The 25,860-nt window shown below is 63.2% G+C and carries 25 protein-coding genes; 12 read left to right on the plus strand and 13 right to left on the minus strand.

Annotation, left to right across the window (positions count from 1 at the left end; translation table 11 throughout):
• The first annotated feature begins 549 nt into the window (after window positions 1-549).
• The 7 genes from J2X67_RS13100 (at window position 550) to J2X67_RS13130 (ending at window position 7,266) form a co-directional block, all read left to right on the plus strand.
• A complete protein-coding gene (locus J2X67_RS13100; RefSeq protein ID WP_309953596.1) occupies window positions 550-981 on the plus strand; it encodes a hypothetical protein in 432 nt (143 codons plus the stop codon).
• A gap of 289 nt (window positions 982-1,270) precedes the next feature.
• Window positions 1,271-1,702 carry a hypothetical protein gene (locus J2X67_RS13105; protein WP_309953597.1) on the plus strand — a complete coding sequence of 144 codons (432 nt, stop codon included), beginning with the start codon at window positions 1,271-1,273 and terminating at the stop codon, window positions 1,700-1,702.
• 256 nt (window positions 1,703-1,958) lie between these two features.
• Window positions 1,959-2,669 carry a hypothetical protein gene (locus J2X67_RS13110; RefSeq protein WP_309953598.1) on the plus strand — a complete coding sequence of 237 codons (711 nt, stop codon included), beginning with the start codon at window positions 1,959-1,961 and terminating at the stop codon, window positions 2,667-2,669.
• A 403-nt stretch (window positions 2,670-3,072) separates the two neighbouring features.
• Window positions 3,073-3,399 (plus strand): hypothetical protein, encoded by a 327-nt coding sequence (locus tag J2X67_RS13115; protein ID WP_309953600.1) that lies wholly within the window; start codon window positions 3,073-3,075, stop codon window positions 3,397-3,399.
• A gap of 643 nt (window positions 3,400-4,042) precedes the next feature.
• Window positions 4,043-4,951 carry a LysR family transcriptional regulator gene (locus J2X67_RS13120; RefSeq protein WP_126748004.1) on the plus strand — a complete coding sequence of 303 codons (909 nt, stop codon included), beginning with the start codon at window positions 4,043-4,045 and terminating at the stop codon, window positions 4,949-4,951.
• Between the two features lie 123 nt (window positions 4,952-5,074).
• Entirely contained in the window at window positions 5,075-5,935 is an 861-nt protein-coding gene (locus J2X67_RS13125; RefSeq protein ID WP_309953602.1) for an NmrA family NAD(P)-binding protein, read from the plus strand.
• A gap of 14 nt (window positions 5,936-5,949) precedes the next feature.
• The gene (locus J2X67_RS13130; RefSeq protein ID WP_309953603.1) at window positions 5,950-7,266 is read left to right on the plus strand and encodes a serine hydrolase domain-containing protein; all 1,317 of its coding nucleotides are present in this window, start codon (window positions 5,950-5,952) and stop codon (window positions 7,264-7,266) included.
• Between the two features lie 557 nt (window positions 7,267-7,823).
• On the opposite strand, the gene J2X67_RS13135 is transcribed toward J2X67_RS13130, so the two are convergent.
• The 5 genes from J2X67_RS13135 to J2X67_RS13155 all read right to left on the minus strand — a co-directional run bounded on the left by J2X67_RS13135 (window position 7,824) and on the right by J2X67_RS13155 (window position 14,581).
• Window positions 7,824-11,885 carry a response regulator gene (locus J2X67_RS13135; protein ID WP_309953605.1) on the minus strand — a complete coding sequence of 1,354 codons (4,062 nt, stop codon included), beginning with the start codon at window positions 11,883-11,885 and terminating at the stop codon, window positions 7,824-7,826.
• A gap of 64 nt (window positions 11,886-11,949) precedes the next feature.
• Window positions 11,950-13,107, minus strand: coding sequence for a two-component system response regulator (locus J2X67_RS13140; protein WP_309953606.1), 1,158 nt, complete (start codon window positions 13,105-13,107; stop codon window positions 11,950-11,952).
• A 338-nt stretch (window positions 13,108-13,445) separates the two neighbouring features.
• A complete protein-coding gene (locus J2X67_RS13145) occupies window positions 13,446-13,670 on the minus strand; it encodes a hypothetical protein (protein WP_309953608.1) in 225 nt (74 codons plus the stop codon).
• Between the two features lie 115 nt (window positions 13,671-13,785).
• The gene (locus J2X67_RS13150) at window positions 13,786-14,121 is read right to left on the minus strand and encodes a hypothetical protein (RefSeq protein WP_309953676.1); all 336 of its coding nucleotides are present in this window, start codon (window positions 14,119-14,121) and stop codon (window positions 13,786-13,788) included.
• Between the two features lie 103 nt (window positions 14,122-14,224).
• Window positions 14,225-14,581 carry a hypothetical protein gene (locus J2X67_RS13155; protein WP_309953609.1) on the minus strand — a complete coding sequence of 119 codons (357 nt, stop codon included), beginning with the start codon at window positions 14,579-14,581 and terminating at the stop codon, window positions 14,225-14,227.
• 376 nt (window positions 14,582-14,957) lie between these two features.
• Here J2X67_RS13155 and J2X67_RS13160 point away from each other — a divergent pair, with 376 nt between their 5' ends.
• Complete coding sequence (locus J2X67_RS13160) at window positions 14,958-15,347, plus strand: hypothetical protein (RefSeq protein ID WP_309953610.1); 390 nt, start codon at window positions 14,958-14,960, stop codon at window positions 15,345-15,347.
• Between the two features lie 72 nt (window positions 15,348-15,419).
• Here the strand turns inward: J2X67_RS13160 and J2X67_RS13165 are convergent, their stop codons facing one another.
• Entirely contained in the window at window positions 15,420-15,758 is a 339-nt protein-coding gene (locus J2X67_RS13165; protein ID WP_157613327.1) for a PRC-barrel domain-containing protein, read from the minus strand.
• An 86-nt stretch (window positions 15,759-15,844) separates the two neighbouring features.
• Window positions 15,845-16,291, minus strand: a complete 447-nt coding sequence (locus J2X67_RS13170) for a helix-turn-helix domain-containing protein (protein WP_309953612.1) — start codon at window positions 16,289-16,291, stop codon at window positions 15,845-15,847.
• A gap of 78 nt (window positions 16,292-16,369) precedes the next feature.
• Here J2X67_RS13170 and J2X67_RS13175 point away from each other — a divergent pair, with 78 nt between their 5' ends.
• Window positions 16,370-17,233 carry a class I SAM-dependent methyltransferase gene (locus J2X67_RS13175; protein ID WP_309953613.1) on the plus strand — a complete coding sequence of 288 codons (864 nt, stop codon included), beginning with the start codon at window positions 16,370-16,372 and terminating at the stop codon, window positions 17,231-17,233.
• A gap of 4 nt (window positions 17,234-17,237) precedes the next feature.
• Here J2X67_RS13175 and J2X67_RS13180 read toward each other — a convergent pair whose 3' ends face one another.
• From J2X67_RS13180 to J2X67_RS13190, 3 genes are read right to left on the minus strand one after another with little or no spacing between them, the layout of a single operon-like run.
• Window positions 17,238-19,766, minus strand: a complete 2,529-nt coding sequence (locus J2X67_RS13180) for a cbb3-type cytochrome c oxidase subunit I (RefSeq protein WP_309953614.1) — start codon at window positions 19,764-19,766, stop codon at window positions 17,238-17,240.
• Entirely contained in the window at window positions 19,763-20,704 is a 942-nt protein-coding gene (locus tag J2X67_RS13185) for a c-type cytochrome (protein WP_309953616.1), read from the minus strand. The genes J2X67_RS13180 and J2X67_RS13185 overlap by 4 nt, the downstream gene beginning before the upstream one ends.
• Window positions 20,701-21,111, minus strand: a complete 411-nt coding sequence (locus J2X67_RS13190) for a c-type cytochrome (RefSeq protein ID WP_309953618.1) — start codon at window positions 21,109-21,111, stop codon at window positions 20,701-20,703. The genes J2X67_RS13185 and J2X67_RS13190 overlap by 4 nt, the downstream gene beginning before the upstream one ends.
• A 78-nt stretch (window positions 21,112-21,189) precedes the next feature.
• Between J2X67_RS13190 and J2X67_RS13195 the strand changes: the two genes are divergently transcribed.
• Complete coding sequence (locus tag J2X67_RS13195; RefSeq protein WP_409050490.1) at window positions 21,190-22,068, plus strand: c-type cytochrome; 879 nt, start codon at window positions 21,190-21,192, stop codon at window positions 22,066-22,068.
• Between the two features lie 25 nt (window positions 22,069-22,093).
• Here the strand turns inward: J2X67_RS13195 and J2X67_RS13200 are convergent, their stop codons facing one another.
• Window positions 22,094-22,525 carry a hypothetical protein gene (locus J2X67_RS13200; RefSeq protein WP_309953621.1) on the minus strand — a complete coding sequence of 144 codons (432 nt, stop codon included), beginning with the start codon at window positions 22,523-22,525 and terminating at the stop codon, window positions 22,094-22,096.
• A 150-nt stretch (window positions 22,526-22,675) separates the two neighbouring features.
• Window positions 22,676-24,457 (minus strand): thiamine pyrophosphate-requiring protein, encoded by a 1,782-nt coding sequence (locus J2X67_RS13205; RefSeq protein ID WP_309953622.1) that lies wholly within the window; start codon window positions 24,455-24,457, stop codon window positions 22,676-22,678.
• 213 nt (window positions 24,458-24,670) lie between these two features.
• On the opposite strand from J2X67_RS13205, the gene J2X67_RS13210 reads away from it, so the two are divergent.
• Window positions 24,671-24,985 carry a plasmid stabilization protein gene (locus J2X67_RS13210; RefSeq protein ID WP_157613337.1) on the plus strand — a complete coding sequence of 105 codons (315 nt, stop codon included), beginning with the start codon at window positions 24,671-24,673 and terminating at the stop codon, window positions 24,983-24,985.
• A 45-nt stretch (window positions 24,986-25,030) separates the two neighbouring features.
• Here the strand turns inward: J2X67_RS13210 and J2X67_RS13215 are convergent, their stop codons facing one another.
• On the minus strand, window positions 25,031-25,636 hold the full coding sequence (locus J2X67_RS13215; protein WP_309953623.1) for an isochorismatase family cysteine hydrolase: 606 nt from the start codon (window positions 25,634-25,636) through the stop codon (window positions 25,031-25,033).
• A gap of 75 nt (window positions 25,637-25,711) precedes the next feature.
• On the opposite strand from J2X67_RS13215, the gene J2X67_RS13220 reads away from it, so the two are divergent.
• Entirely contained in the window at window positions 25,712-25,858 is a 147-nt protein-coding gene (locus J2X67_RS13220) for a hypothetical protein (RefSeq protein ID WP_309953624.1), read from the plus strand.
• The last annotated feature ends 2 nt before the right edge of the window (window positions 25,859-25,860 follow it).

Genomic DNA, 25,860 nt, shown 5'->3' on the forward strand with positions numbered 1-25,860 from the left:
GACCTGTGGCTCACGACCGGCTGCTTTGGGCGAGGCCCGATGTCTCAGATGGGCTCTGTATCGTCGACCGCCATTGGGCTACAGTCGGCCAACAGCTGCCATTCACCGATTCATAAGCATGACCTCAGATGAAGAAATGCGGAGACGCCTAGCGTGGCTCGTGAAAGCGGGTTATGTGCTCACGGCAGTCGGTACTCTTCTGCTACTAGTGCTCTTTAGCTTCTTGCTGCCAGTCGAGCTACTTGGCGGGCCGCACCACTACTACCGGATAGTCCCATCCGATCATGGTTGGATCATTGCTGCAACTTTGACGGGATTTGGGATGGCGTTGGTGCTGATCGGTCGGATGCTGCGCACCAAAGGCCGGTGACGACAAGCGGCCAAGACCGGACCTTCGCCAGTGCGGCAGAATTCGGCGGTCACCGAATTTGATCTACGTCATTGGAGCGAAGAATGGGATTTTCTGTTGCTTGGCTAGCAGTCCCGAGGGAGGCGAAAGCTGAAACCCTTAGAGCCCTCGGCCTTCGAGAGACTGGAGATCGAGAGGATATGCCCGAGTCGCCCTTCCTAGGATCGGACTTGCCGACGGGCTGGTACCTGCTGTGGTTTGATGAGGCCAGCCCAGCAGCGTTGAAGCCAGAATCTTTGCGGTCGATTTCCTCAGGCACGGAACTCTTCGCTTGCCAAGTCGAAGAACACTCAATGTGCAGCACCGCTGCTCATTGGGTCGACGGTGGAGAGCGATGGTTCGTTGCACATGATTCGGAGGACGGGCTGACGAGCCTCGAAGTTATCGGCAGTCCCCCCGCGGCACTCGAGCCTATTCGTGCCAAGCAGATGGCATTGCAGCAAGGCGTGACCGATGTGGACTACGTCTTCGACGTTCCTCTTGCACTGGCCGAGACGTTCGTGGGCTTTCGGCACGATGGAGCGTTTGATGATGCCGACGGCGAGATGTTCACTGTTCTCGCTCCACGGTAGTGCCGCGTTCGGCCAGAACCGAACCTTCGACTCGACCTCCCGATCATGAAATTTGAGGGCCAGAATTTTGCTGCAGCGACCATGTCCTCCGAGGCAGGCTTCTCGCGCTCAAGAGCTATGGTCGGCATTCGTACGCCTCGCTCACCGACGCTCAGGGAAACTATCTTCAGGTGGCCGGCGGCGGCAAAATCCGACTTAAGCGAGCGGAGTGGTCATGAACCAACTGGCACCAACGCAACGCGCAGTTCAGGTTTCAGCTTTCGAGTAACTCACGTCAGCCTATCAACCCATGGAAGCAAGAAATCGCTTTGGTGTTCTTTCTGTGTTCTTCGGTATTGCAGGGCTGCTCGCCGCCATCGGATTCACGGAAGCCGAGCGCGCGCGCATACCGGGATTCGGCCATCTCCTCACCTGGATGGATCGACTGGGTTGGGTAAGAGCGCCGCCTCCAGGCCAACTGCCGGAGTGGCGGCCCTTGGGTCTTTTTGACCTCACGGACGACCGGGTCCTTCAATGGACTCTTGTGTATTCGGTCTGCTTTGCAATCTGGGCCGTCTTGATGGCACTCTTCGCCGAGTATGAGCGCGAAGAGTCATCAAGTTTGGGTTTGGGCTTCATTCTGGGAGCGCTGGCACTCTATGTTCATGGCTTCGAGTACGGCATGTCTGCACTGCTTGCCGGTGGTGCCGCCCTTGTACTTATTAGGCGCGGAAAGACCTAATTTTTTGACGGGCCAGACAACGCTTCGGCGAACCGATGCGTCGCTGATCGCGGAGGTTGAAAGTCCGCCTTCGAAAACTCAAACGAATGCAACGGGCTCTACGTCGCCGACCACGCTTCGACTACAGTCGGCCAGGAGCAGACATTCGCGAAGCCCGTTCCAGAAGAGCTGAAGCGGCGGTGAGCCGAAGCTTAGGTCCACCCTGCGACAGTTAAAGATTTCGCCGAAGACGCAGCTTTTTCCTGACGATTTGGACATGCACTACTGGAACAAGGCCAACTTTGACGGGCTCGCCCGTCTTTCGGAAGAACTTGAGGTCTACCCGAACCTGCGATCCCTTGCGAGCTATTGCCGCCAGCGCGAAAAAGGACTGCGCCGGGAGGCCATGGCCACACTTGAACTCTTTCTGATCGCCGCGCAGTCGTTTGACAAAGCAACTGCTCGTTCTTCCGCCATTCAGATTTTGGAATTGAACGAGCGAACCAGAGAGGCACATCAGTTCCTGACGCAACCGTTGATCTCGCGCTTTCTGGTTCCGGCTTTGCAGGCTTGGTCAGAAGATGAGCCGAAAGCCGGCGTGCCGGTTCGTTGGCTCGGCATGCTCCTTCGTGATTCCGACTTGCTCACCAAGGCCCTCGTGATGTGCCCGGAGGATCTTCCAGTGCGCAAGCTGCTCATCGAGCGCAATATCTCGAACGCCGAGCACGCGACACATCATCTCGACGAGAGCTACTTTATCGGCTCTGTCGAGGATGCCATCGTTGCGCTGGAGCACGCCAAGAATTTGATCTCTAACGCGCCGGATGCCGAACAAGTCGTGTCCCTGACCTCTGAGGTTAACTACTTCAACGAGCTCTTGGCAGATTGGAAAGCCTATTCGGAAGATCGTGCCGGTACCTTCCCGGAGTGGTGTGAGACACGAGGGCGGCGGTACGGTTACCCGCTCAAGATCTACTATCAAAAGTGAATCTCATCCAAATAAAGCCCAGCGGTGCACTAATTAGACGCGCAGTGAGAAGGCAGAATGCGGCCAGAACCAGTCGTTCGCCTATACGTCTCAATGCTTGATGCGCTCGTCTCACCATGGTCTTGTCTTGGCGCCGTTGTCGGCTTGGCGCTCGCAGTGGTGGTCCATTGGGCCGCGCCGGGCAACGTCGACACAGTTCAGGCCGGGGCATGGTTGGTGGGCATCGGTTGGGTTGCAGGCCTTGCGTGGGACCTCATAGGTCGCGAAAGCTCCAATTAGCCCGCCGGCCCTAGACAGCCGTTGCGGCCTCAGGAGGAAAGGCAGAATGCGGCCAGGAGGGTCGGCGGCTACAGTTTCTCCATTGATTGCTTTCACCGTGCTATCGAGCCGTTCTCGAACTGACATGTCCAATTTCAAATACCCCGTGCCGCGTATGGCAGCACAAATCGAAAGGGAGTGGTCAGAGGAGCTTGGAGCTCATCTTGGCTGCTCGGCGGCAGAGGTGCAAGAGCGCCCTGAAACGGTCATCCGATTTCGGAGGGAGACGGTTCGCATTGACCTGATGGACGGCTCCTCGGTGCAGTTCAAATATGCGTTCTTTATCGCCAGCGAAACGAAGAAGGCAATTGCTGTGTTCTCAGAGCACTGCGGCCACCACGTCTTCCCTCACCACGACGCTAAGGTCTTCGTGGACGGTAAGCTCGCCTATGAGCAGAGCTTCCGTGCTTGAACTAACGCCGGCACTCGGCCAGAACCGGACGGTCGGCCGCGTGCCAATATTCCCCCAAAGCGCGCCATGCGCATTCATTGAGCCGGAAACTGCATGACCCCTTGCTATGAAGCGACTGTCGTGGTCACAGGGCTGAGCACGAACAAAGGAGCCTTCCGCGAAGAGATTCAGTCCTCGACGCGACGTTGGCCCGGAGATACGCGAACTCACGAGGACCTACGCAGAGAGTCCGTGCAGGGAGCCCGCGACTACCTCTATGAGCATGAGACTCGTCCTTGGCGACCACAGGCAAGGTACGAAGGCATTGCCAACCTTGTGATCGAGGTTGGGGAGATCCGCACAGTTGGAGAGTTCTGAGAGCACGTCAGAATATCGCCCGGCTCCTTCCGGCCATGAGGAGTCGTTCGCGATCCGTCCGAAAGCGGACGCTTCCGCTGCGCACGCCAAGCCGCATCATCTCTCGCCACCGCGCTTGCTCATTGAACCGTAGGGCTGCGCTGGATGCTCCTAGCTGTCAGCCGAATCGCTAGCCACTGCAACCGCCCGACAACGATAGCAATAACACAGAGAATTCGATCCCGTGCGTCGCGATTGAAGATGGCGATAGCATGTATGTCGTTTCTTAAATGACAAATTGGCATGTATGGCAGGCTTTGACGATCGGGTGACAAACGGGATCAGCGTGCTGTCCGCGATCGTCGACAGCGGCACGTTTGCGGCGGCTGGCGACATACTGAACATGTCGCAATCTGGCGTCAGCCGGTCGATTGCGCGGCTTGAGGCGCGGCTGGGTATTCGGCTGCTCGAACGCACCACGCGATCTGTCAGCCTCACCGACGAGGGCAGGCGCTTCTACGAGCAGGTGATGCCCCTTTTAGCCGGCCTGGAAGAGGCTGCGGCCTCCGCCGCCCAAGGCGCGGCCGCCGTTCGCGGGCGCCTGAGGGTCAATCTTGATCCGTATTTCTCTCGGCTGATCCTGGGGCCAAGGCTGGGCGCATTCCTCGAGAGCTACCCGCAGTTGCGCCTCGAACTGATCACAACGGATCGCCTGGGCGACCTTGTGGCCGATGGTTTCGATCTGGCCGTGCGCTTCGGAAATCCTCGCCCGTCGACACTGGTCGCACGCAAGCTGCTGGACACCCGGATGGTGACCATCGCAGCGCCCGCCTACCTCAAGCGCTACGGCCATCCCAAAGACCCACGCGAACTCGAGAAGGGCCATCACGTCTGCATTCAGTTCCGTGATCCGGAGTCCGGGCGTCCCTATCCATGGGAGTTTCACAAACGTCGCAAGAAGCTGGTGCTCGAAACCAGCGGCTCGTTGACGGTCAATGATGCCGGAACGCTGTACAGCGTGTGCCTCGCCGGTCACGGGATGGCCCAAGTCATGGACTTGGGCGTCGGGCCGATGATTGCCGATGGACGATTGGTCGAGGTGTTTCCAGACTGGCCCGATGAGCGGTTTCCGTTGTATGCGCTGCACCCGTCACGCCATCATGTGCCCGCGAAGACGCGCGCGTTTCTGGACTTCATCGTCGCGCTGCTGCATTAGCCTCCAGCTTCAATGATGATCTTGTGTCATTAATGAAATGACACCCATGTCATTGAAGTATCAAGCTCGTTCTCCGAGACTTCTTGCACCGCGGCTCAGTGCCGCCTTCCCGAGGAGTCTCGAATGTTCGCCATTACAGGAATCACAGGTCAGGTCGGGGGTGCCGTCGCAAGGGCACTCATCGACAATGGACAGCGGGTACGAGCAGTCGTGCGCAATGCCGAAAAGGGCGCGGCATGGGCGCGCAAAGGGTGTGAGGTCGCAGTCGCGGACCTGTACGATGCCGCCGCACTGAAGAAGGCCTTCGCCGGCGTGCAAGGGGTTTTCTTCCTGCTGCCGCCGGTGTTCGATCCGTCACCCGACTTTAGCGAAGCGCGTCGTGTGATCGCCGCCGTCCGTGAGGCGCTCGAAGTCGCGCGGCCCTCCAAGGTTGTCTCCCTGTCGACGATAGGCGCTCAAGCGCTGCAGCCAAACCTGCTGCAGCAGCACCGGTTGCAGGAGAAAAGCCTGGGGACCTTGCCGCTGCCCATCACCTTCTTGCGCGCCGCCTGGTTCATGGAGAACGCGACATGGGATGTCGCACCGGCCCGCACGACCGGCGTGATCCCGAGCTTTCTCTATCCGTTGGACAAGCCGGTGCCGATGGTTGCCACCGAGGACATCGGGCGCGTGGCGGCCGAGTTGCTCCAGGAAACCTGGCAAGGCAGGCGCGTCGTCGAATTGGAGGGTGCGCGCTTGTCACCCAATGACATCGCCGCGGCCTTTGGGCGCGTGCTCGAACGCCAGGTGCGGATGGAAGCGGTGCCGCGCGCCACCTGGGAGGCGCTGTTCAAGTCGCAGGGGATGAAGAACCCGGTGCCACGGGCCCAGATGCTGGATGGCTTCAATGAAGGGTGGATCGACTTCGAGGGTGACGCATCCAGCACGCGCAAAGGCACCGTGTCCCTGGATACGGTTCTGCAAACCCTGATCGCGCGCGCCTGACAGGAGTCATGAACATGAACCAAGACTTCAGTAGGCGCAATCTGCTCAAAGGTGCTGCCACGTTGATGACCGTCCCCGCGCTCGCCCAGTTGGCGAGCGCCCCAGTTATGGCGGCGACGGCACGTACCCCGAGCCCGGTGGCCAAATACCCTCGCAGTGGCGCCTTCAACTCGATAGATCGAATGCTTCAGCGTGCTGTTGACGGGAGGCAAGTCGCTGGCGTCGTTGCCGTAGGTGCGACTGACAAAGGCATCGTCTACGAAGGGTCGTTCGGCAAGCGCGACGCGGCGCACGGCCCAGGCATGTCGCTCGACACCGTCTTCTGGCTGCTGTCAATGACGAAGGCGGTAACGGCAGTCGCCTGCATGCAACTCGTCGAACAGGGTAAGCTGCAACTTGACGATCCCGTGGGCAAACTGATGCCGGAACTGGCGTCGCCCAAGGTTCTGCAAGGCTTCGATGCGACTGGTGCACCCACGCTGCGGCCCGCCAGGCGGCCAATCACCTTGCGCCACCTGCTGACCCACACCTCGGGCCTTACCTATAGCAACTGGAGCGACAAGCTGGCCCAGTACGAGAAGTTCACGGGTCTGCCCGATATCGCCGAAAGCAAGAACGGCGCGTTCGCCGCCCCGCTCGAGTTCGACCCGGGTGATCGCTGGCAGTACGGCACGGGCATGGATGCCGTGGGCAAGATCGTCGAGGCCGTTAGCGATCAATCTCTCGAGGTCTACTTCCGCGAGAACATCTTCGCGCCGCTCGGCATGATCGATACCGGCTTCTTGATCAGCAGTGCGCAGAAGCGTCGCGTGGCGACGACGTACATCCGCCAGTCGGATGGCTCGCTCAAGTCGATGCCGTTCGAAATGCCGCAGCGCCCGGAGTTCTTCTCGGGCGGGGGTGGCCTGTTCGGCACGCCGCGCGACTACATGGCCCTCCTGCAGATGCTGCTGAGCGGCGGTACGTTCCGTGGCGCCCGCATCCTGAAGCCACAGACGGTGGCCATGATGCGCCAGAACCAGATCGGCGATCTGAACGTGAACCCGCTGAAGACATCCGCGGCAGCGTGGTCGAACGACGCCGACCTATTCCCCGGCATGCCGCAGAAGTGGGGCCTTTCGTTCGACATCAACACGCAGCCCGGGCCCAACGGTCGCAGCGCAGGCAGTTACGCGTGGGCCGGGCTGCTCAACTGCTACTTCTGGGTCGACCCGGTCAAGAAAGTGACCGGTGCGGTATTCACGCAACTGCTGCCGTTCTACGACGCGCGAATGGTCGAACTATTCGGTGCTTTTGAGCGCGGCCTCTACACCGGCTTGGCAAGCGCCTGAGCTCCTTACATCGATTCCCAGACTCAATTCGGACTTCGTCAAGCATCGGTCCAGGGGATCGAGCGCCTCAAGTTTGGCGACGATGTGGAAGCGGGGACCACATGGTTGCGGAGCCGGCTGCCGGCCGGTCAATCTCTTGTCGTAGTGCTCGGCAGGACCGCGTGCTTCAAGTGCGATGTGGCATTCTTTGTCGACAACTGGCAGGACATTTTCCGCCACGGGCGAGATGACGCAATGGTCTATTCCGAGGACAGCAGCCTCATTCTTTTCGTGAATCATGAAGGTGGATTTGAAGTCGGTGAACGACCGCTTTAGGGTTTTCTGAACTTCGGCTTCGGGCCCATTGCGGTCCTACGTACTGCTCTGAAGCAGTCACTCGAAACCAAGCCGCCTCGCACATGCTCGACGGAGCGAGAGCCCCTATCAACTCAATTGCGCACGGGCACCGCGCTTGAGCAAGACCCCAGACGCATGACTTCTTTCGAGATCAGTGCTCTTAAGTAAGGATGCCCAGTATCCGCGCTCGCGCAACTGCGTGCCGCCTGTTCACCGCACCACTATGAATCTCCGTCGCTCGAGGTGACCGGCGTCCAACCGCTCGCCCACGTATCGAGGAAGCCCATTGCATCTTCGAACTCGAAGCAATCGATCTTTTGGGCAATGTAGCGTACGGCTGACTTGTGCTCAGGATGGCCGGCAACGATCTCCTCGAGCTCCGCAGAGAGCTCCAGCGCAGCGGGATCGCTATCAGCAAGCCGCTGCTTCAAGCGCTCGATCAATGGCCCGAGACGGGCCAGCGTTAGCTCGGCCACAATTTCCGTTCGTGCTGGGCGCCCCGGAGATTCGAGCGCCCTCAAGCCGTTCATCACGAGCGCCAGTTCACTCTGCACTGTAGTCAGCGCATCGCGAAACGCGTCGCTGCGCAAATCCTTCTGGCAGGCGTCTTCGAGCGCGGCTGCGGCGTGTGCCAGATCCGCCGCTCCGATGCTGGCGGCCGTTCCACGCAAAGTGTGCGCTGTCCGACCCGCCGCAGAGTTGTCGTCGCCCTCCAGGGCCTGCGCGAAAACCGATGCGAACGATCCTTGAGACTCCCGGAACATGTCGAGCATTCGCCGATACAGATCGAACCGTCCCTGGCAAGTGGCCAAGCCCGCCGCTTGATTGATCCCCGGCAGGACGGGAAGACCTTGAACCGCCGACGCTGGCGTGACCGCTTGGTGGCTGGGTATTCGCGCTGCAGGAAATGCCTTTGCCGGTCGAATCCATTTCGCCATGGTCGCAAACATCGTGGCCTCGTTCAGCGGCTTGGCGATGTGATCGTTCATTCCGCTGGCCAAGGCCTTTTCGCGATCGCCGGCCATAGCATTGGCGGTCAAGGCGATGATGGGCAATGCGCCAAAGCGTGGCTGCTCGCGCAGCCTGCGCGTGGCCGCATAGCCGTCCAACACCGGCATCTGGCAGTCCATCAGCACGCCGTCAAACACGCCGCCGTCCTCGAGCAATTGCAGTGCTTTCTCCCCGTCGGCCGCGATGACGACCTGGATGCCTGCGCTCTCCAGCAGCTCTTGGGCTAGCTCCTGATTCATCTCGTTGTCCTCGACCAGCAGCACGCGTGCACCGGCCAATTGGGCCATCGCGAACGCATTCTGCTTGGAATGCTCTGCGGTGCGGGTCTCGGACAACTGCCCCTTGCCGAGCACCTGGCCAATCGCCTCCAGCAGCGTTGAAGGCGTGACTGGCTTAGTCAGGACCACGGGCAAGCGGATGCCGCGCAGGTCGGCCTCTTCCAGCGCCTCATCGCGGCCGAAGGCTGTGACCATGATGACTGCGGGCGGTCGCCGAGGTGCTTGCGCATGAATCCGCTGCGCGGCTTCCACTCCGTCCATGCCCGGCATCTTCCAGTCCATCAGCACGAGATCGTGGGGCAGGCCCTTGCGCTCGCAAGCGGCCACGAGCAGCAGGGCCTCGTGGCCGCTGCGTGCTACGTCCACCTCCAGGCCGAAGCCCTCGGCCATCGTCGACAGGATCTCGCGTGCGCTCGCATTGTCGTCGACCACCAGGGCGCGCAACCCGAGCAGTTCGTCAGCGTTGAGCATGCGGTGCGGCTGCGGTTGCACCTGCAGTCCGAAGCGGGCGGTGAAGTGAAAGACGGAACCTTTGCCGCTCTCGCTCTCGACCCAGATGCGCCCTCCCATCATTTCGACCAGCTTCTTGGAGATGGTCAGTCCCAGGCCCGTGCCGCCGTACTTGCGGGTGATTGAACTGTCGGCCTGGCTGAAGGCTTGGAACAGTCGTCCGGTTTGTTCCGGCGTCATGCCAATGCCGGTGTCGCTGACTCGGAAGTGCAGTTCCACGAGGTGGTCGCCCAGGACCTGCGCCTCCACGCTGACGACGATCTCCCCCGAGTCGGTAAATTTGACCGCGTTGTTGCCTAGATTGACCAGCACCTGGCCAAGGCGCAAGGAGTCGCCGACCAGAGCCGTCGGCAGGTCCGACGGCGCGCTGAACAGTAACTCAAGACCCCTGGCCTCGGCTTTCAGTCCGACCATGCTCACGAAGTCGTCGATGACGTTCTCGAGCCGGAATGGCATCTGCTCCAACTCCATCTTGCCCGCTTCGATCTTCGAGAAGTCGAGGAGATCGTTGATGATGCCCAGCAAGTTCTCGGCCGCGCGATGCGTCTTTTCGATGTAGTTGCGTTGCTGCTTATTCAGCTCGGTCTTCAGCGCCAGATGGCTCATGCCGATGATTGCATTCATCGGCGTGCGAATCTCATGGCTCATGTTTGCGAGAAAGTCGCTCTTCGCACGCGTTGCCTCCTCGGCCAACTCGCGTGCCCGTTGAACTTCCGCTTCGACCGCCTTGCGGTCGGTGATGTCGCGCACCGATGCGCAGATGCAAACGCCCCTGCCTTCGATCGCAGGAAGGTGCGACAAACCGATCTCGACCGAGAATCGAGTGCCATCTTTGCGAAGTCCCTGCAGGTCGGCTTCCGCGCTGCCCATCTGGCGCCTCACGCCATGGATCACGAAGCCCGCACGTAGTCCGGGGTGGCGCGGCCGACTGTCGGGAGGCACCAGAACTTCCATCTGCTGGCCGATCAACTCTCCATCGGGATAGCCGAACAGGCGGTCGAGTTGGGGATTCGTCAGTAGGATGCAGCCGGCGGCATCGATGACGAGCATGCCGTCCGGCGCCGCTTGGACGATGCCCTGGTACCAAGCTCTGGTCGCCTGCAGCGCGGCCTGCTGCGCCTCCAACTCCCTGGCTTGGTCTTCCAGGCGATTTGCCTGGGCCTGGATCGACGCCGACTGCTTGCGAGTCTGGTCGAGCAGTTCTTGTACGGCTTCGTTGCGTTCGATGACGGCAAGGCTCATTGCCAGCCTGGGCTGCAGATCGCGCAGCAACACGAGTTCCTTGTCGCCGGGTGCGGCGTCGGAGGCAAACTCGATCACGCCAAGCAAGCGCTCTCCCTGAAAAATCGGCAGCGCGGCCGCCCATCCCGGGAAGTTTTCACCCGACTCCGGCCGCGGCTCGATGTAGATCTCGCAGCCTTCCCGCGCGCACCGGCCAGCAAGTCCCTCCCCGAAAGATACCCGGGGGGAGGAAGGCCGATCCGTCGCGATGCCATGTGTACCGGCTACCTCGAGGCTTTGCGCATCGAAATCAACCCGATATAGCTTTGCTTGTGTCGCGCCAAGGACCGGAGCGACACCGCCTAAGAAGCGATGCGCGAGTTGGGCTGGCGTGGCCGCATGCTGCAGTTCGGCCTGGATGTGCGCCTGGTGGTGCTTGCTCCACCGTTGCACTTCGAGCTGCCGCAGCTCGGATTGCAACTGAGAGACGGCGCGCGCGAGTTCACCCATTTCATTGGGCAGCCCCGTGCACGGCACCGGTTGGTCGAGCTGGCCGCGAGCCAACGCGTCAACGGCCTGTCGCACGCGGTTGCCGGGCCGGCGGATCGATAGTGCGATCGCCCAGGACAGCGCCAGCGTGAGCCCCAGGCCGCCGAGCAGTAGCGCAAGGGACACAGCGGCATTGCGAGCCGCGAAGCGGCGGATTTCGTCGGACGCGTGGTCCGCGTTTTGTTCCTTCACGGCCGCGATATCGGCGAGCCGACGATCGGCCTGCTGGGCGAGTTGCTCGACGGCACCATCGGCCACCAAGGCCTGCGCCTGCGCGCGCAAGCCGCGGCCGGACATGTCCACGGCCTGTGTGCTGGCACGCTCCAGGCGTGCCAGCAGCGCTTCGAATTCTTCCAGCCTCTCGATGTTTTCACGCCGCTGAAGCGTGGGCTTGATCTGCGCGAGCGCGCTCTGCAGTTGGCGGCGAGCGCTCTCAAACTCCTGCAAGAACTCGTCTCGTTGCGCAAGGCTCGGCGCGCCGACCGCGTTGCGCAGGGTCAGACGCATTCGCACCAGATGAATCTGCGCTTCTTTCGCGCGGGCAATGCCGACGACCTCCTCAGCTTGAAGCCGCTCGAAGTCGCGGCTGAGCCGATCCTGCGAGAGCAGGCTTTGCACGCCAAGTACCAAGGACAACAGCAGCAGCGAGCCGAATCCCAGGATCAGCTTGTGGCGCAGGGGCAGACGTTCGAGCAGTTCAAGAAGTTTGCTCATCGGCGCTCCGTCGGCACTGCGGCGACGCACCCTAGGTATGCGTAGGCCGACAGCAAGATGCCGCTCACGCCGAGTCGGCGATGTAGATCAATGCCTCGGCCTTCTTGGCCATGTCCTCGTCGCTGTCGGTAAATCGCGCCGCGATCTCGCGAAAGTCGTCAACACGTGCGAGGAAGGCATCGACGATGTCGGGATCGAAGTGCGCACCACGGCCATCCTGGATGATGCTCACGGCCTGCTCGTGGGACATGCCATCCTTGTAAACCCGGCGGCTGATCAGCGCGTCGTAGACGTCGGCCACGGCCATGAGTCGCGCGGCGATCGGAATGTCGTCGCCGGAACGGCCCTCGGGATAGCCGCTGCCGTCCCATTTCTCCTGGTGGCCGTAGGCGATTTCCTTGGCCAGCCGAAGGAAGGCGACGTCGGTGCCGAGCTGCCGCTCGGCCTGTTCGATAGCATCACGGCCCAGCGTGGTGTGGGTCTTCATGATCTCGAACTCCTCCGGGGTCAGCTTGCCCGGCTTGAGGAGGATGCGGTCTGGTATGCCGACTTTGCCGATGTCATGCAGCGGCGCCGACTTGAATAGCAGCGTGATCGTCGCGTCATCGAGGAAATGGCGAAAACGCGGATGCTCACGCAGATGCTCCGCCAGTACCCTGACATAGTGCTGCGTGCGGCGGATGTGGTTGCCGGTTTCGTTGTCGCGCGTTTCGGCCAGCGATGCCATGGCGTGGATCGTGACGTCCTGGATCGCCGTCATTTCCCGCGTGCGCCGGGCGACCTCCTGTTCCAGATACTCGTTCTGGTCGCGCAGGAAGTCGGCCGCAGCCTTGAGCTTCAGTTGGGTATCCACCCGCGCCAGCAGTACTGGCGGCCGGATCGGCTTGGTGATGTAGTCGGCCGCACCAAGCTCGAGCCCGAAAGTCTCGTCGTCTTCGGAGGACAGCGCGGTCAGAAAGATGATCGGGATGTCTCGGGTCGGTGCATCGGCCTTCAGCTGCCGCGCTACCTCGTAGCCCGACAGGCCAGGCATGAGAATGTCTAACAGGATGAGGTCCGGCGCGTGGCCGGCCCGAGCGATCCGAAGGGCCTTCTCGCCGCCATTGGCCACCTTGATCGCGTAGAGATCCTTGAGCAGGCTGCTCATCAGCAACAGGTTGTCCGGCGTATCGTCGACGATCAGGATGGACTGTCTGCCGGTGATATCGAAATCCGAGCTCATCGTGGACACCCTTTCCGCAGCGAGATGCTCCTTATACGCTGTCTTTCTGATTCGCTCAAACACCGATGAGGCTTCCATGCTGCGACGCAACGGCAAGCTTTACCCGAAAAAGCAACACACAGCGTCGCACACGAACGCGAGCAAAAAGAACAGCAAGCCGACTTCTAGAGGTCGGATTTTCTCAGCGGCGAACCTTGGGAGCCGCTGAAGATCATTCGGCGGGTGGGTGGTCCTTAGCAGGGGCAAAAGCCGCGGACAAGGCCACCACCTTCTCTTCCGGTGCAGATTCTCCAATCTGGACTCCTTCGTCGAATGTCCGCTACTGGCCGCCTGCGGGCCTACGGCGTCACCATGACGCACCGGGCATGGTCGTAGTCCCAAGAACCTCCGCGGTCCAGGCAGCCATCAATGGAAAGCTCGCGGCCCAGCCACACTCCCGCAGCCGTCAGAGCGATGGCTGCAAGCAAGGCGATTCCAATGCGCGTACGTAGGCTCATGACGAAGGTCTGCAGTTGGCCGTATTCTGCCCTTACGTTTTCCGCGCCGACGCGCCGCTTGGTCATGCTCAAAGTCGCGCGCAGGCACCTCTCCCTCAAGACAGCAGCCGTCTTGCCGCAGCCGAGGAGCTCGCCATTGCGGATGCTCGAACGCCGAGACGACGTCTTTTAGCGACTGAGCTCAGCTTGGCTCATGGTTCGCTCTCGCAGCAGCTTGCAACAGTTCCAACGATAGGGCCCCCGGCAGGCTGTGCACTTCGCAGTACCAGACCTGGTAGCACCATCGCCCCGCGATCTGCTCGGTTCCGGCAAAGCTGATGGTGTCGAATGCGCAGGCGACCACCTCGGGGCGCCAGAGGATGCCCAGTGGCGGCGGCACGTCGTCTGGGCGCGCCTCCCACAGGCCGAGCTGCGTCCTTCCTTCTATGTCTCGCAGTGTCAGCATTCCGCACAGCCACGGCTGATCGACGAACTCCCGCTTGCTCAGCCGGGTGCCGCCGCGGTATCGGGGTTTCATCTTCACGCGCACGACGAACTCAATGGCCTTAGAACTTTATACTGTACAAATATACAGTATTTTGGCGATGGCAAGGCAATGAAAACGTGCCTGCTACGTTGCTTCAGGCGAGGGCGAGGCGCACCGATTCAATCGTCGTTTCAGCGGTTTCGATGCGGCGTTGCAGTTCTAAGTTGAGCAACCGCAGGAGCGCGCTCAGCTCACTGCGGCTCACATAGACCTCTGCCGGGTCGTTTAACCGCCGTGGCTCGATGAGTCCTTCGAGGCACGCGTATGCGCGGTGCACGTCGTGAATATTGCTGATGTCATCGGATGCCTGAAGAGCGAGCGACTCGGCGCTGTCTTGCAGTGGGCGCAAGCTTGATTCAGCTGCGGCGTCAGAACTGGATATCGCGTCCGGCGCAGCTGTGACTTTTTCGGAAAGGGCAGGAAGCGCGGGCGCGCGAGCGGATGCAGCCATGAGTGGCCTCCAAGAGGTGCGGTTTGCAAAAACCACCGCACCCAACGCCAATTGGGGCGGCAGCTCGAACAGGTTGGCGTACCGGGCACCTCTTGCGAGAACCGGCGAGCCTTGCGGCTCCCTGCTCGAGCCGCCAAAACTGGAGGCACGAACGACAGAAGCCGCAGAGTCTCTGCGGAGAAATCTGCGGCTTGCGTCGCAGAGGTGCTTCGGGACGCCAATCCCGATCACGCCGTTTTCTGACGTGACCGGCCCAGTATAGCGAGCAGGCCTTCCTCGAATTCCCAATGAACCGACCACCTGCCCGGCATCCGTCCGACATCCCCGCTGCTCGAAATCGCAGAGCGTGCCATGAAGAAACTTTCAGGAGAATTTCATGGCTCAACTCAACCAACCTGTCGACAAGAGCGGATCTCACGACCGCGGTCATCCCGCACCATCGCCCACAGACCTGAAAAAGGCTGCCGACGAATTCACCGAGGGGCCGAATGTCGAGGCGAGTCCGTGGGAGCTCCAGGCCGCGCGCGGAGAAACACCGCTGCAAGGGCCCCGCGCAGAAAACGCCCTCGATTGGGACGAATTCCTCGCACGCTATGGCGAGTGGAAAGACGCGACGGTTCGCTTCGAGGCGGCTGTTCGCGAGATGAAGGCGGGCTCGGAGCAAGGCCGCTTGCAGGCGCAGCAGCTTGCACGCGAACTCGCCCGTCTGCACCATGCGTTCATGGAGTCCTCGCAGCCTTACTTCCAGGCATCGAAGGTCGATTGAGGAGGAGGAGGCTCCCCGCCGCCGCTACTACATGGCCCGGCGGGGATGCGCTCTACGTTCCCTCTGGCTCTCTTACAGCCCGTAATACTTGTCGACCGTGCCGCTGTACGTGTCGTCGTAGTCAGGCACGCGGTCGCTCGCATACTTGGGCGCGCCTTCAAGCTGCGCCTTGTCCAGCGGCACCACGTAGCCGTCTTGCGAAAGGTCGTACTTCAGCATGGGCCAGGGAATGGGGTAGCGGTCGGTGCCCATGCCCAGGAAGCCGCCGAACTCCATCACGGCGTAGCGGACCTGGCCCGAAACCTTGTCGATCATGAGGTCGTCGATGGTGCCGAGTTTGTCGCCCGCCGCGTTGTACACGGTGGTCCCCTCGACACGCTCTGAAGAAATAACCGGATTGGAACTGGTCATGAAAGGATGTCTCCGGCCGGCATTTCTGGGGATGACGGCGTTGAATGTTGCAAAGCCCAGAGCTGCAACTCTCCGCCTTGAAAAATTCAGCCACATCGGTCGAGAGACCGTCGTGTTGTAGGCGCCTTTCGGCCGCCCGTGCGTGGTGCAGCCCGCAAGATGCGCTGGAAGGTCGGGCATTCCATGTGGCTTGGCGCAGGGCAGGCGGCGGCATGGCGCAAGCCGTCGCGCATGGCAGTGAGCTTGCGGATGGTTCTGTCGAGTTCGTCGGCCTTGGCCGCGAGCATTTGCCTGTCGATGCGCGGCACGCCTCCGGGCGCGAACATGTGGCCGATCTCTTCGAGCGAAAAGCCCGCGGAGCGGCCGACCGCAATAAGCGCAAGCCGCTCGAGCACGCCGGCGTCGAACAGGCGGCGCAGGCCGCGCCGGCCGGTGGAGGCGATGAGCCCTTTTTCTTCGTAGAAGCGCAGCGTCGATGCGGGAACGCCTGATTGCTGCGCCACTTCGGCAATGTCCATATGAATTGCTGCCATCGGCTCTTGACCTCAAGTCGACTTGAAGTTGCACAGTCTAGCTTCCGCCTCTTGGGGCATGCAAGGAAAGCGATGATCATGAACATCAAGCAGCACGACATTGAGGGCAATGAACAGGCCGCACTGTGGAACGGCCGCGCAGGGCGCGCCTGGGTCGACGCGCAGGCCTCGTTAGACCGGTTGTTCGCGCCGTTTGAAAACCTGCTGGTGAGCGAGGCACGCGCACTGGCTGTGCGCCGCCGGGTGCTCGACGTAGGCTGCGGCACGGGTGCGACCACGCTGGCCATCGCACGAACGCTGGGCGAAGAGGGCGCCTGCACCGGCGCCGATATTTCGGAGCCGATGGTTGCCGCCGCTCGGGCGCGTGCCAAGCGGGAGGGCGCCCACGCAAGCTTCATTTGCGGCGATGTGCAGAGGCACGCCTTCGAGCCCGCGGGTTTCGACCTGATCGTTTCGCGCTTCGGCGTGATGTTTTTCGACAGCCCGGTGCAAGCCTTTGCGAACCTGCGGCACGCTGCCAGGGATGGCGCGGCGCTGAGGGCTATTGCGTGGCGCAGCGCGGCAGAAAACCCGTTCATGACCACGGCCGAGCGGGCGGCGGCGCCGCTGCTGCCGAACCTGCCGGCCCGCAAGCCAGGCGCGCCGGGACAGTTTGCTTTTGCAGACCAAGGCCGGGTTGCCGACATCCTCGAAGAGAGCGGCTGGGCAGGCATCGACGTTCGCGCGATCGACGTGGAGTGCACGTTTTCAGAAAGCGACTTGCTCACCTATCTCACCCGGCTCGGCCCGGTCGGCCTGGCTCTTCAGGACGAGGCGGACGAGCGCAGGCGCGCACAGGTTGTCGAAACCGTTCGCGCTGCGTTCGAGCCCTATGTGCACGGCGCGGAGGCTCGCTTCACCGCCGCCTGCTGGATGATTGGCGCACACGTGGCTGCTGCGTAGCGCTTCAACCCAGCAGCCGCGGCACCAGTTGCACCGTGAGTGCGCCGATGATTCCCTGCGCCGCCACGCAATGCCACATGAGCCCGGTGTTGTCGATGGTCGCGCGCGCCGTGGGCAGCAGCCGCCCCGCCCACGAGCGCACCAGCACATAGCCGCCCATCAGCATGAGCACGGCAATGTGAAAGGCCTGGTAGCCGAGCAGCATGCCGACGGATGCACTCCAGCCTTGCGCACGGGGGTCGAGTTGCGCCAGCACGTGCCCGGCGATGTCGAGCGCGGCTGCGGCAACTGCGGCCACGATGGCCAGCGCCACCAGCATGCGCAGCAGGCGCTGGCCGTTTGCATGCGCGGTGCGCGCCAGGCGCGTGGCGGCCAGCATGGCGGCCGAGCTTGCTGAGAGCAGCAGGGCCGTGGCCAGCGGCCAACGCGTGGCGGGCAGGGCGGCGCCGGGTGGCGGGCACACGTCGCTTGCCATGGCAAGGTGCACGTGGGTGTAGAGCAGCGAAACGAAGATGGTCATGTCCACCGCAATCAGCACGATCATGGCCCACCACGAATGCGATGTGCTGCCGTGCGCGCCCACCGGCAGGTGCACGCCATGGCCCACGTCCACCGTTGCAACCGGCGGCGGCTGATCCGAATCCCATAGCCAGCGCAGGATGAATGCAATGGCCAGCACGCCGCACGCAAACGCGGGCACGGTCTGCGCCACCGTGAGAAGCAGAAAGAAGCCCGCAGTGCCGGCCGCTGCGCCCAGCGGCCACCAGCTGTCGGTGGGCAGGCGCAGCAGGTGCAACGGCCGCGCGTCGCGCAGGCTGGTCATCAGCGTTTCGCGGCCGCCGAACACGGTGCGGGGCAGCCAGTGGTGGCCGGCCTCTACCTCTTGCGGCAGCGCGGGGTTCTTCCAGAGTGGATAGCGCGAACCGACCTGCGGAATGCTGCGCGCGCCGTATTCGCGCGGCGGCAGCCATTCGAGAGTGCCGGCGCGCCATGGGTCGCCGTGGTCGCGGGGCGGCCGCCGCAGGGTGCGAAACGTATCGATGAAGAAGAGCAGCACGCCGACCGCCAATACATAGGCGCCTACGGTCGACAGCATGTTGAGTGCGTTCCAGCCCAGGCTGCCATCGTAGGTGTACACGCGCCGCGGCATGCCGAGCATGCCCGCGATGTGCATCGGAAAGAACGCCAGGTTGAATCCGCCGAACATGAGCCCGAACACCCACCGGCCCCATCGCTCCGAAAGGCAGTGGCCGTTGAAGAGCGGCGCCCAGTAGTAGAACCCCGCAAACACCGGAAACACCATGCCGCCGATGAGCACGTAGTGCAGGTGCGCCACGATGAAGTAGCTGTCGTGCGCCTGCCAGTCGAACGGAAGCACCGCCACCATCACACCCGTAAGCCCGCCCAGCACGAAGATGAAATGAAAGCCCAGCAAGAACAGCGTAGGCGCATTCAGCGCAACGCGGCCGCGCCAGAAGGTGGCAATCCACGCGAACACCTGCACGCCGCTGGGTATGGCCACAATGAAGCTCGCAGCAGACACGATCAGCAGCGAGAGGTTGCCCAGGCCTGCGGTAAACATGTGGTGCGCCCACAGCGCAAAGCTCACCACGCCCACGCCGATGAGCGCCAGCACCACCGCGCGGTGGCCCACCAGCGGCGTGCCGGCCAGCGTTGCCACCATCATCGAGACCATGCCGGCCGCGGGCAAGAAGATGATGTAGACCTCGGGGTGGCCAAAAAACCAGAACAGGTGCTGCCACAGCAATGGATCGCCGCCGCGCGCAGGAATGAAAAACGGCCAGTCGAATGCGCGCTCCAGCTCCAGCAGCATGGTGGCGGCAATCACGGCCGGAAACGCGATGACGATCATCAGCGCGCTCACCAGCATGGCCCAGGCAAAGATGGGCATGTGCATGAGCTTCATGCCCGGCGCGCGCGTGAAGAGAATGCCCACGATCAATTCGATGGCGCCCGCAATCGCCGAGATCTCGATGAACCCGATGCCCAGCAGCCACCAGTCGGCGCCGCGCCCGGGCGAAAACTCCTTGCCGGTAAGGGGCGGGTACATGAACCATCCGCCGTCCGGAGACTCGCCGAAGAAAATGGTGCAGAAGAAGGCCAGGCCGCCAATGGCATAGGCCCAGAACGCATACGCGGAGAGCAGCGGAAACGGCAGGTCGCGCGCACCGAGCATGCCCGGCAGCAAATAAATGGCCACGGCCTCCACGATGGGAACCGCAAACAGAAACATCATCACGGTGCCGTGCATCGTGAAGAGCTGGTTGTAGGTGTTGGCGTCGATCAGGCCGTTGCCGGGCACCGCCAGTTGCGTGCGCATCAACAGCGCCAGGATGCCGGCCAGCACAAAGAAGAGCATGGCCGTGGCAATGTAGAAAACGCCGATGCGCGTGTTGTTGACCGCCGAGAGCTGGCGCCAGCCGGTGGGCGGTTTCCACGCACGCTCCAGCGCCTCGCGCTCTGCTTCGGGGCGCGGGGGCAGGGTTGCTGGCGCGGTCGCTGCGTGGGTCATTTCAGTTGCGCGAGCCAGCCCGCGATCAGTTGAAGGTCGGCATCGCCGATGCGATTGCCGGACGAAGGCATGCGCGCGCCGGGCTTCAGCTGCTGCGTGTGGGCCACCCAGGCAGCCAGTTGGGCGGGTTCGTTGGACACGGTGCCGGCCCCCAGGTGCAGCCGGCTGCCCACGTGGGTCAGGTCGGGGCCGAGGCGGCTTTCTTCGCTCACGCCGCGCACGGTGTGGCAGGCGTTGCAGCGGTGGGCAAGAAAAGCGTCGCGCCCGCGTTCGAGTTCGGGTGACGAGGGGGCCGGCGCAACCGCGGGCTTTGCCTGCGCAGCGAGCCAGGCATCGAAGGCGGCGGGCTCTTCTGCCACCACATGCAGCGCCATGCGCGCGTGCTGCTCGCCGCAATACTCCGCGCATTGGCCGCGCCATGTGCCGGGCCGGTCGGCCTGCAGCTGCAGGTGCTGCACGCGGCCGGGCAGCATGTCCATCTTGCCGCCGAGCGAGGGCACCCAGAAGCTGTGAATCACATCGGCGCTGCCAAGGCCAAAGTACACGGGCCGCCCGACCGGTATGCGAATTTCATTGGCGGTAACCACTTCGACGCCGGTGGCGGGGTCGCGGTAGCGCACCTCCCACCACCACATGTGGCCTGTTACGCCGACGATCAGCGCGTTGGCTGGCGGAATGGGGCGCCAGGGCGGCCGGTGCCATTCGCTGTAGAAGAAAAGCGCCACAAGCACCACAGTCGGAAACACCAGGCCGCCGCCAATGAGCCACCAGCGTGTGTTCACGGTGCCGCTGCGGCGGCGAACGGCCAGCACCAGCAGCAGCATTACCCCCGCAAAGATGAGCGTGCCGCCGACCGCAAGCACAGTGCTCACCTCGAGCAGCGTGCCGGCGACGGGCCCGGCGGCCCTGAGTGCGGATTGCGGCGGGCCTTCGCTCATTCGAGTGCAAGCAGGTAGGCCGCCATGTCGCGCGCGTCGTCAGGTGAAACGCCCATTGCCGGCATGAGGGTGCCGGGCACCAGCGAGCGCGGCGAAACGATCCATCTGGCCAGGTGCTCGGGCCCGTTCGGCACATGGCCCGCGATGTAGCTGCGGCGGCCGAACGAGGCGAGCGTGGGGCCCATGCGGCCGCGGGCCGCCTGCACGTCTGGAATGGCGTGGCAACTGCCGCACTGGTATTGCGCGAGCAACTGCCTTCCTTTTTCTGCCTGCGCTTGGGGCGCACGATCGAACGGCGGGGGAATGTCTTGCGGCATGCACCCGGCAGCAAGCAGCGCCAGCAACAGCAAGGCGAACGGGTGTACGGCAAACCGGGGTACGGCGCGATACGGCAGGGCGGCCAGCATGGCGCAATTTTGCGGACAGGAACGCGGCTTGCGCCGACACGGCGGCGCCGGAGCGCGTCGGACAATGCCGCCAATTGAATGTTGCCGATGGGTGCACCCAAGACCGTTCTTCTCACCGTTGCCGTGCTGGGCCTTGCTGGCGCGGCGGCGGGTGCGCTGGTGGTGTATGGCGGCCTCTACAACGTGGCAGCCACTGTGCAGCACACCCAGCCGGTGTACTCGCTGCTCGAAACCGCCATGCACCAGTCGGTAAAGATGCGCGCCCGCAACATCGAGACGCCGCCGCTCGACGATGAACGCATGGTGATGCGCGGCGCAGCATGCTTTCGCGACAAGTGCGTGCAGTGCCACGGCGCACCGGGTGTTGCGCAAGGCGACATCGGAAAGAGCATGCAGCCGTTGCCCGGGCCGTTGGTGGACGCGCGGCACCACTGGAAGCCGCGCGAGTTGTATTGGCTGACCAGGAACGGCATCAAGATGAGCGGCATGCCGGCCTGGGAGTACCGGTTGTCCGAGGAAGAGCTGTGGTCGGTGGTGGCCTTTCTGGGCCGCCTGCCAGACCTCACGCCGCAGCAATATGCAGAAGCCACGCGCTTCGACGCGACCGGCGTGCAGGGCGCAGGCGCATCAGGGGGTTCGGCATGCGGCGCCGTTCCGGACGGCTCATCGGTTCGCCAGGGCGACGTCGATCGCGGCAAGCGGGCGCTTCACCAGTACGCGTGCAACGCCTGCCACACCATTCCGGGCGTCACGAGTTCTTCACCCCACGTCGGCCCACCGCTGGCGGGAATAGGAGGGCGCACCCTCATTGCCGGAAAGCTCGCCAACACACCCGAGAACATGGTGCGCTGGCTGCGGCATACGAAAGAGGTCGATCCATTGACGGCCATGCCGGAACTCGGCGTGACCGAGCAGGACGCCCGCGACATAGCCGCCTACTTTGCAACGCTGCGCTGAGGGCGGGCTGCGGGCCGCGCGGCGGTCACTTCTTCATGGCCTTGATTTCGGCCTTGCCCTTTTCGTGGTCGGCCTTGGCTTGCTTCACGCAAGCATCCTTGGCGTCGCCCTTCTGGTCGTCGCACTTTTCCTTGGCAACGTCGTAGGCCACGTCTATCTTGGCTTCGGCCACCTTGCGGGCATTGCCGTCGCTGGGCTTCTGCTTCTGATCGAGTTCGGCCTTGGCGATTTTTTCCTTGCCCTTGGCCTGCTCCATGCAGACGTCCTTGGCGTTGTCCTTCATGGCGTCGCAGGCAGCCTTGTCGGCCTTGTAGTCGGCCGAGATCTTGTCGCGGGCCGCCTTGAATTCGGCCATGGCCGGATCGGTGGCTGCAGACGGAGTGGTGTTTACTTGCGCATGCACCTGGACCATTCCAAGGCACGATGCCGCTGCGCAAACCATAAGCAGTTTCTTCATGATGATCTCCTTGACGCCGGTGGTTGTTCTGCAAGGAAGGGTCGGCGTCTGAATTCAATATAGAAGTCGCCCGCGCCCCAGTGGTAGGACGCTTTTCAAAGCGGCCGTAAGCACATGCTGACGCCGACTTTCATGGCTTGATTCATCGGGTCACGCCGTTGCACTGGCCCAGTATTCCCGCGCCGCCGCCTTCACGGTGCGCATCGCTTCGGGGTCGCCATGCCATAGAGCCGAAAGGTACGCCTTGGCCTGCGCAAGCGACACGTCGGGCGGCAGCGGCGGCACCGCGGCATCGGTCACCATTTCGAGCAGCATGGGGCGGTCGGCGGAAAAGGCGGCCTCCCATGCCGGGCCGATTGCTTCGGGCGTATCGACGCGCAACGCGCCCAGGCCGAGCATTTCGGCAAAGCGCGCGTACGGAAAATCGGGCAGCACCTGCGAGGCCTCGAACTTGGGATCGCCGCCGAGCACGCGCTGCTCCCAGGTCACCAGGTTGAGGTCGCGGTTGTTCAGCACCATTACCACCAGGCGCGGGTCGGCCCAGTCGCGCCACATGCGCGCAAGGGTAATGAGCGCATTCAGGCCGTTCATCTGCATGGCGCCGTCGCCCAGCATCGCAACAACCGGTCGGTCCGGGTGCGCGAGCTTGGCCGCAATGGCATAGGGAACGGCGGGGCCCATGGTGGCCAGCCCGCCGGAGAGGCTGGCCTTCATGCCGCGGCGCAGCTTGACGTCGCGGGCGTACCAGTTGGCGGCCGTGCCGCTGTCGCAGGTCAACACAGCCTGCTCGGGCAGGCGCGGCGATAGCTCCCAGAACACGCGCTGCGGGTTGAGGGGCGATGCCTCCACGTGCGCGCGGGCCTCGAGCCCCCGCCACCACTTGGCCACTTCGGCTTCGATGCCGCGGCGCCATGGGCCGTGTTCCTTTGGCTCTAGCAGCGGCAGCAGGGCGGCCAGTGTGGCGCGGCTGTCGCCGACCAAGCCCAGTTCGGCCGGGTAGCGCAGGCCGATGGCGCGAGGGTCGGTGTCTATCTGTACGCAGCGCGCCCGGCCTTCAGGCGGCAAGAACTCGGCATAGGGAAACGACGAGCCCACCATCAGCAGGGTGTCGCAGTCTTCCATCATCCGTGAGCTTGGCCGGGTGCCCAGTACGCCGATGGCGCCGGTCACGAAGGGAAGGTCGTCGGGCACGGCGGCCTTGCCCAGCAGGGCCTTGGCAATGCCGGCGCCCAGCCGCTCGGCCACAAGAACCAGTTCGTCGGTAGCGTGCAGGGCGCCCGCGCCTGCGAGGATGGCCACCTTGCTGCCGGCATTGATGATTTGCGCCGCGTGCTCGAGCGCCGGCGCCTCGGGCACCACTGCGGTGGCCGTGGTGCCGATGCCGCTGTGAACCGTGCCGTGCTCGCGCGGAGGCACCGGCACGGCGGGCAGGTCTTGCACGTCGTTGGGAAAGATCACGCAGGTAACGGCGCGCCGGTCGCGTGCAATGCGCATGGCACGGTCGATCAGGTGGCGGGCTTGCTCCGGGCTGGAGGCCATCTGCACGAACTCGTGCGCCACGTCCTTGAAGAGCGAAACAAGGTCTACCTCTTGCTGGTAGTCGCCGCCAAGCGCGCTGCGCTTCTGCTGGCCGACGATGGCAACCACGGGCTGGTGGTCGAGCTTTGCGTCGTAGAGGCCGTTCAGCAGGTGGATTGCGCCCGGGCCCGAGGTGGCCAGGCACACACCCACCTCGCCGGTGAACTTGGCGTGCGCGCAGGCCATGAAGGCGGCAAGCTCCTCGTGGCGGCTCTGAATGAATTCGATCGAGCCTTCGGCGCGGTCGAGTGCGCCCATCAGGCCGTTGATGCCATCGCCGGGATAGCCGTAGATGCGGCGCACGCCCCAGTCGTACAGGCGTTGCACCACGAAGTCGCTGACTGTCTGCTTCATCGAAGAGGCTCCATGTGCGAAAAGCGCCATGTTCGGCACGTGGCGCGCTGAAGGGTGTCGTGCAATCGGCGTGAGGGCCGTCGGTGCAATCCCACAGTCGAGGCGGCTTCGCCGTCGCCAGACTGCTCCCACGCGCATGCCCTGAGTCTTCCGACCTGCGGCGCATAGGCCAGGCGCAGGATGAGAGGCTTCTTCACCCTTAAGGAGAAAGCAATGCCAAGAGGTGACAAGTCGTCCTATACGGACAAGCAGAAACGCAAGGCCGAGCACATCGAGGAAAGCTACGAGCACCGCGGTGTCGGCAAGGCCGAAGCCGAGAAGCGCGCCTGGGCCACGGTCAATGCCGAGACGGGCGGCGGCAAGAAGAGCGGAAGCGGCCGCGGCAAGGCCGAGAACCATGCGCCCTCGCGCAAGGGCGGCCACAAGGGCGGCGCAGCAGCCGCATCGCGCACGGCGGCCGAACGCTCTGCATCCGCCAAGAAGGCCGCGGCCACGCGCAAGCGCAACGCAGAGCACCGAAGCGGCTGACCGCCAAGGTGGGCATGCTGTCGCTGGGCGACAGGGCCGCCGTGCTCAGCGCTTTGCGGGCAGGCGAATGCGCGGGCCCGGGGTGGTGCGCACCAGCAGCGCCTCTTCAGCCTGGCGCAGAAACCGTTGGTTGCGTTCCGGTGTCTGCGAAGCAACGCAGTCGCGCGGCGCCAGCGCTTCCAGGTCGCGCATGCCTGCATCGGCAAGCGTCGCCCAGATGCATTGGTCGCTTGCCACGCCCGTCACTATCAGCCGCCTCGCATCCAGGTAGGCGAGCAGCAGCTCCAGCGGCGTGGCAAAGAAGGCCGACTGCTTGGGCTTCAGTACAAAGTAGTCCTTTTCGCCGGGGAGCAGCGCCGAGGTTATTTCGGCGCCCCCGCCGCCCGAGGCAAGGGACATTTCCACCAGCTTGGGAAAGTCGGAGCGCCAGCGTCCGCGGTTGTCGTTGACGTAGATGGTGGGCACTCCGGCGCGGGTGCATCGGGCCTTCAGCGCCGCAATGCGAGGGGCGATGGAAAGGGCGCCGGGCAAGAGCTTGTCGGCATCCGGAAAATCCCAACAGCTGATCATGTCGATGATCAACAATGCGGTGTGGCCGGCGGCGGGCGTAGGTGCAAGGGCAGGGGGCGGGGAAGAAGAGGTAGCGGCCATGTACCGGGAGGTCTCCAGTCAGCGGAGGCATCACCATTTCAAAAGCCCCCAGCCGCCCCCGTAGGAAAGCTGCGCGTGGCCGCGAAAGTCGCCGCCGAGTTATCGGAAAGCGCGGGGAAAGTGCGGCGCGTAGGAGGCCTCTTTCACAACGACGCGCGTTATCCCGCCCTGACGGATTGCAAGCTGTTCGACTATCGCGATCAGGACGGCAAGGGCGCGTAGGC

Origin of the sequence: Variovorax sp. 3319, from assembly GCF_031456585.1 — a bacterium.
Lineage (GTDB): Bacteria > Pseudomonadota > Gammaproteobacteria > Burkholderiales > Burkholderiaceae_C > Variovorax > Variovorax paradoxus_P.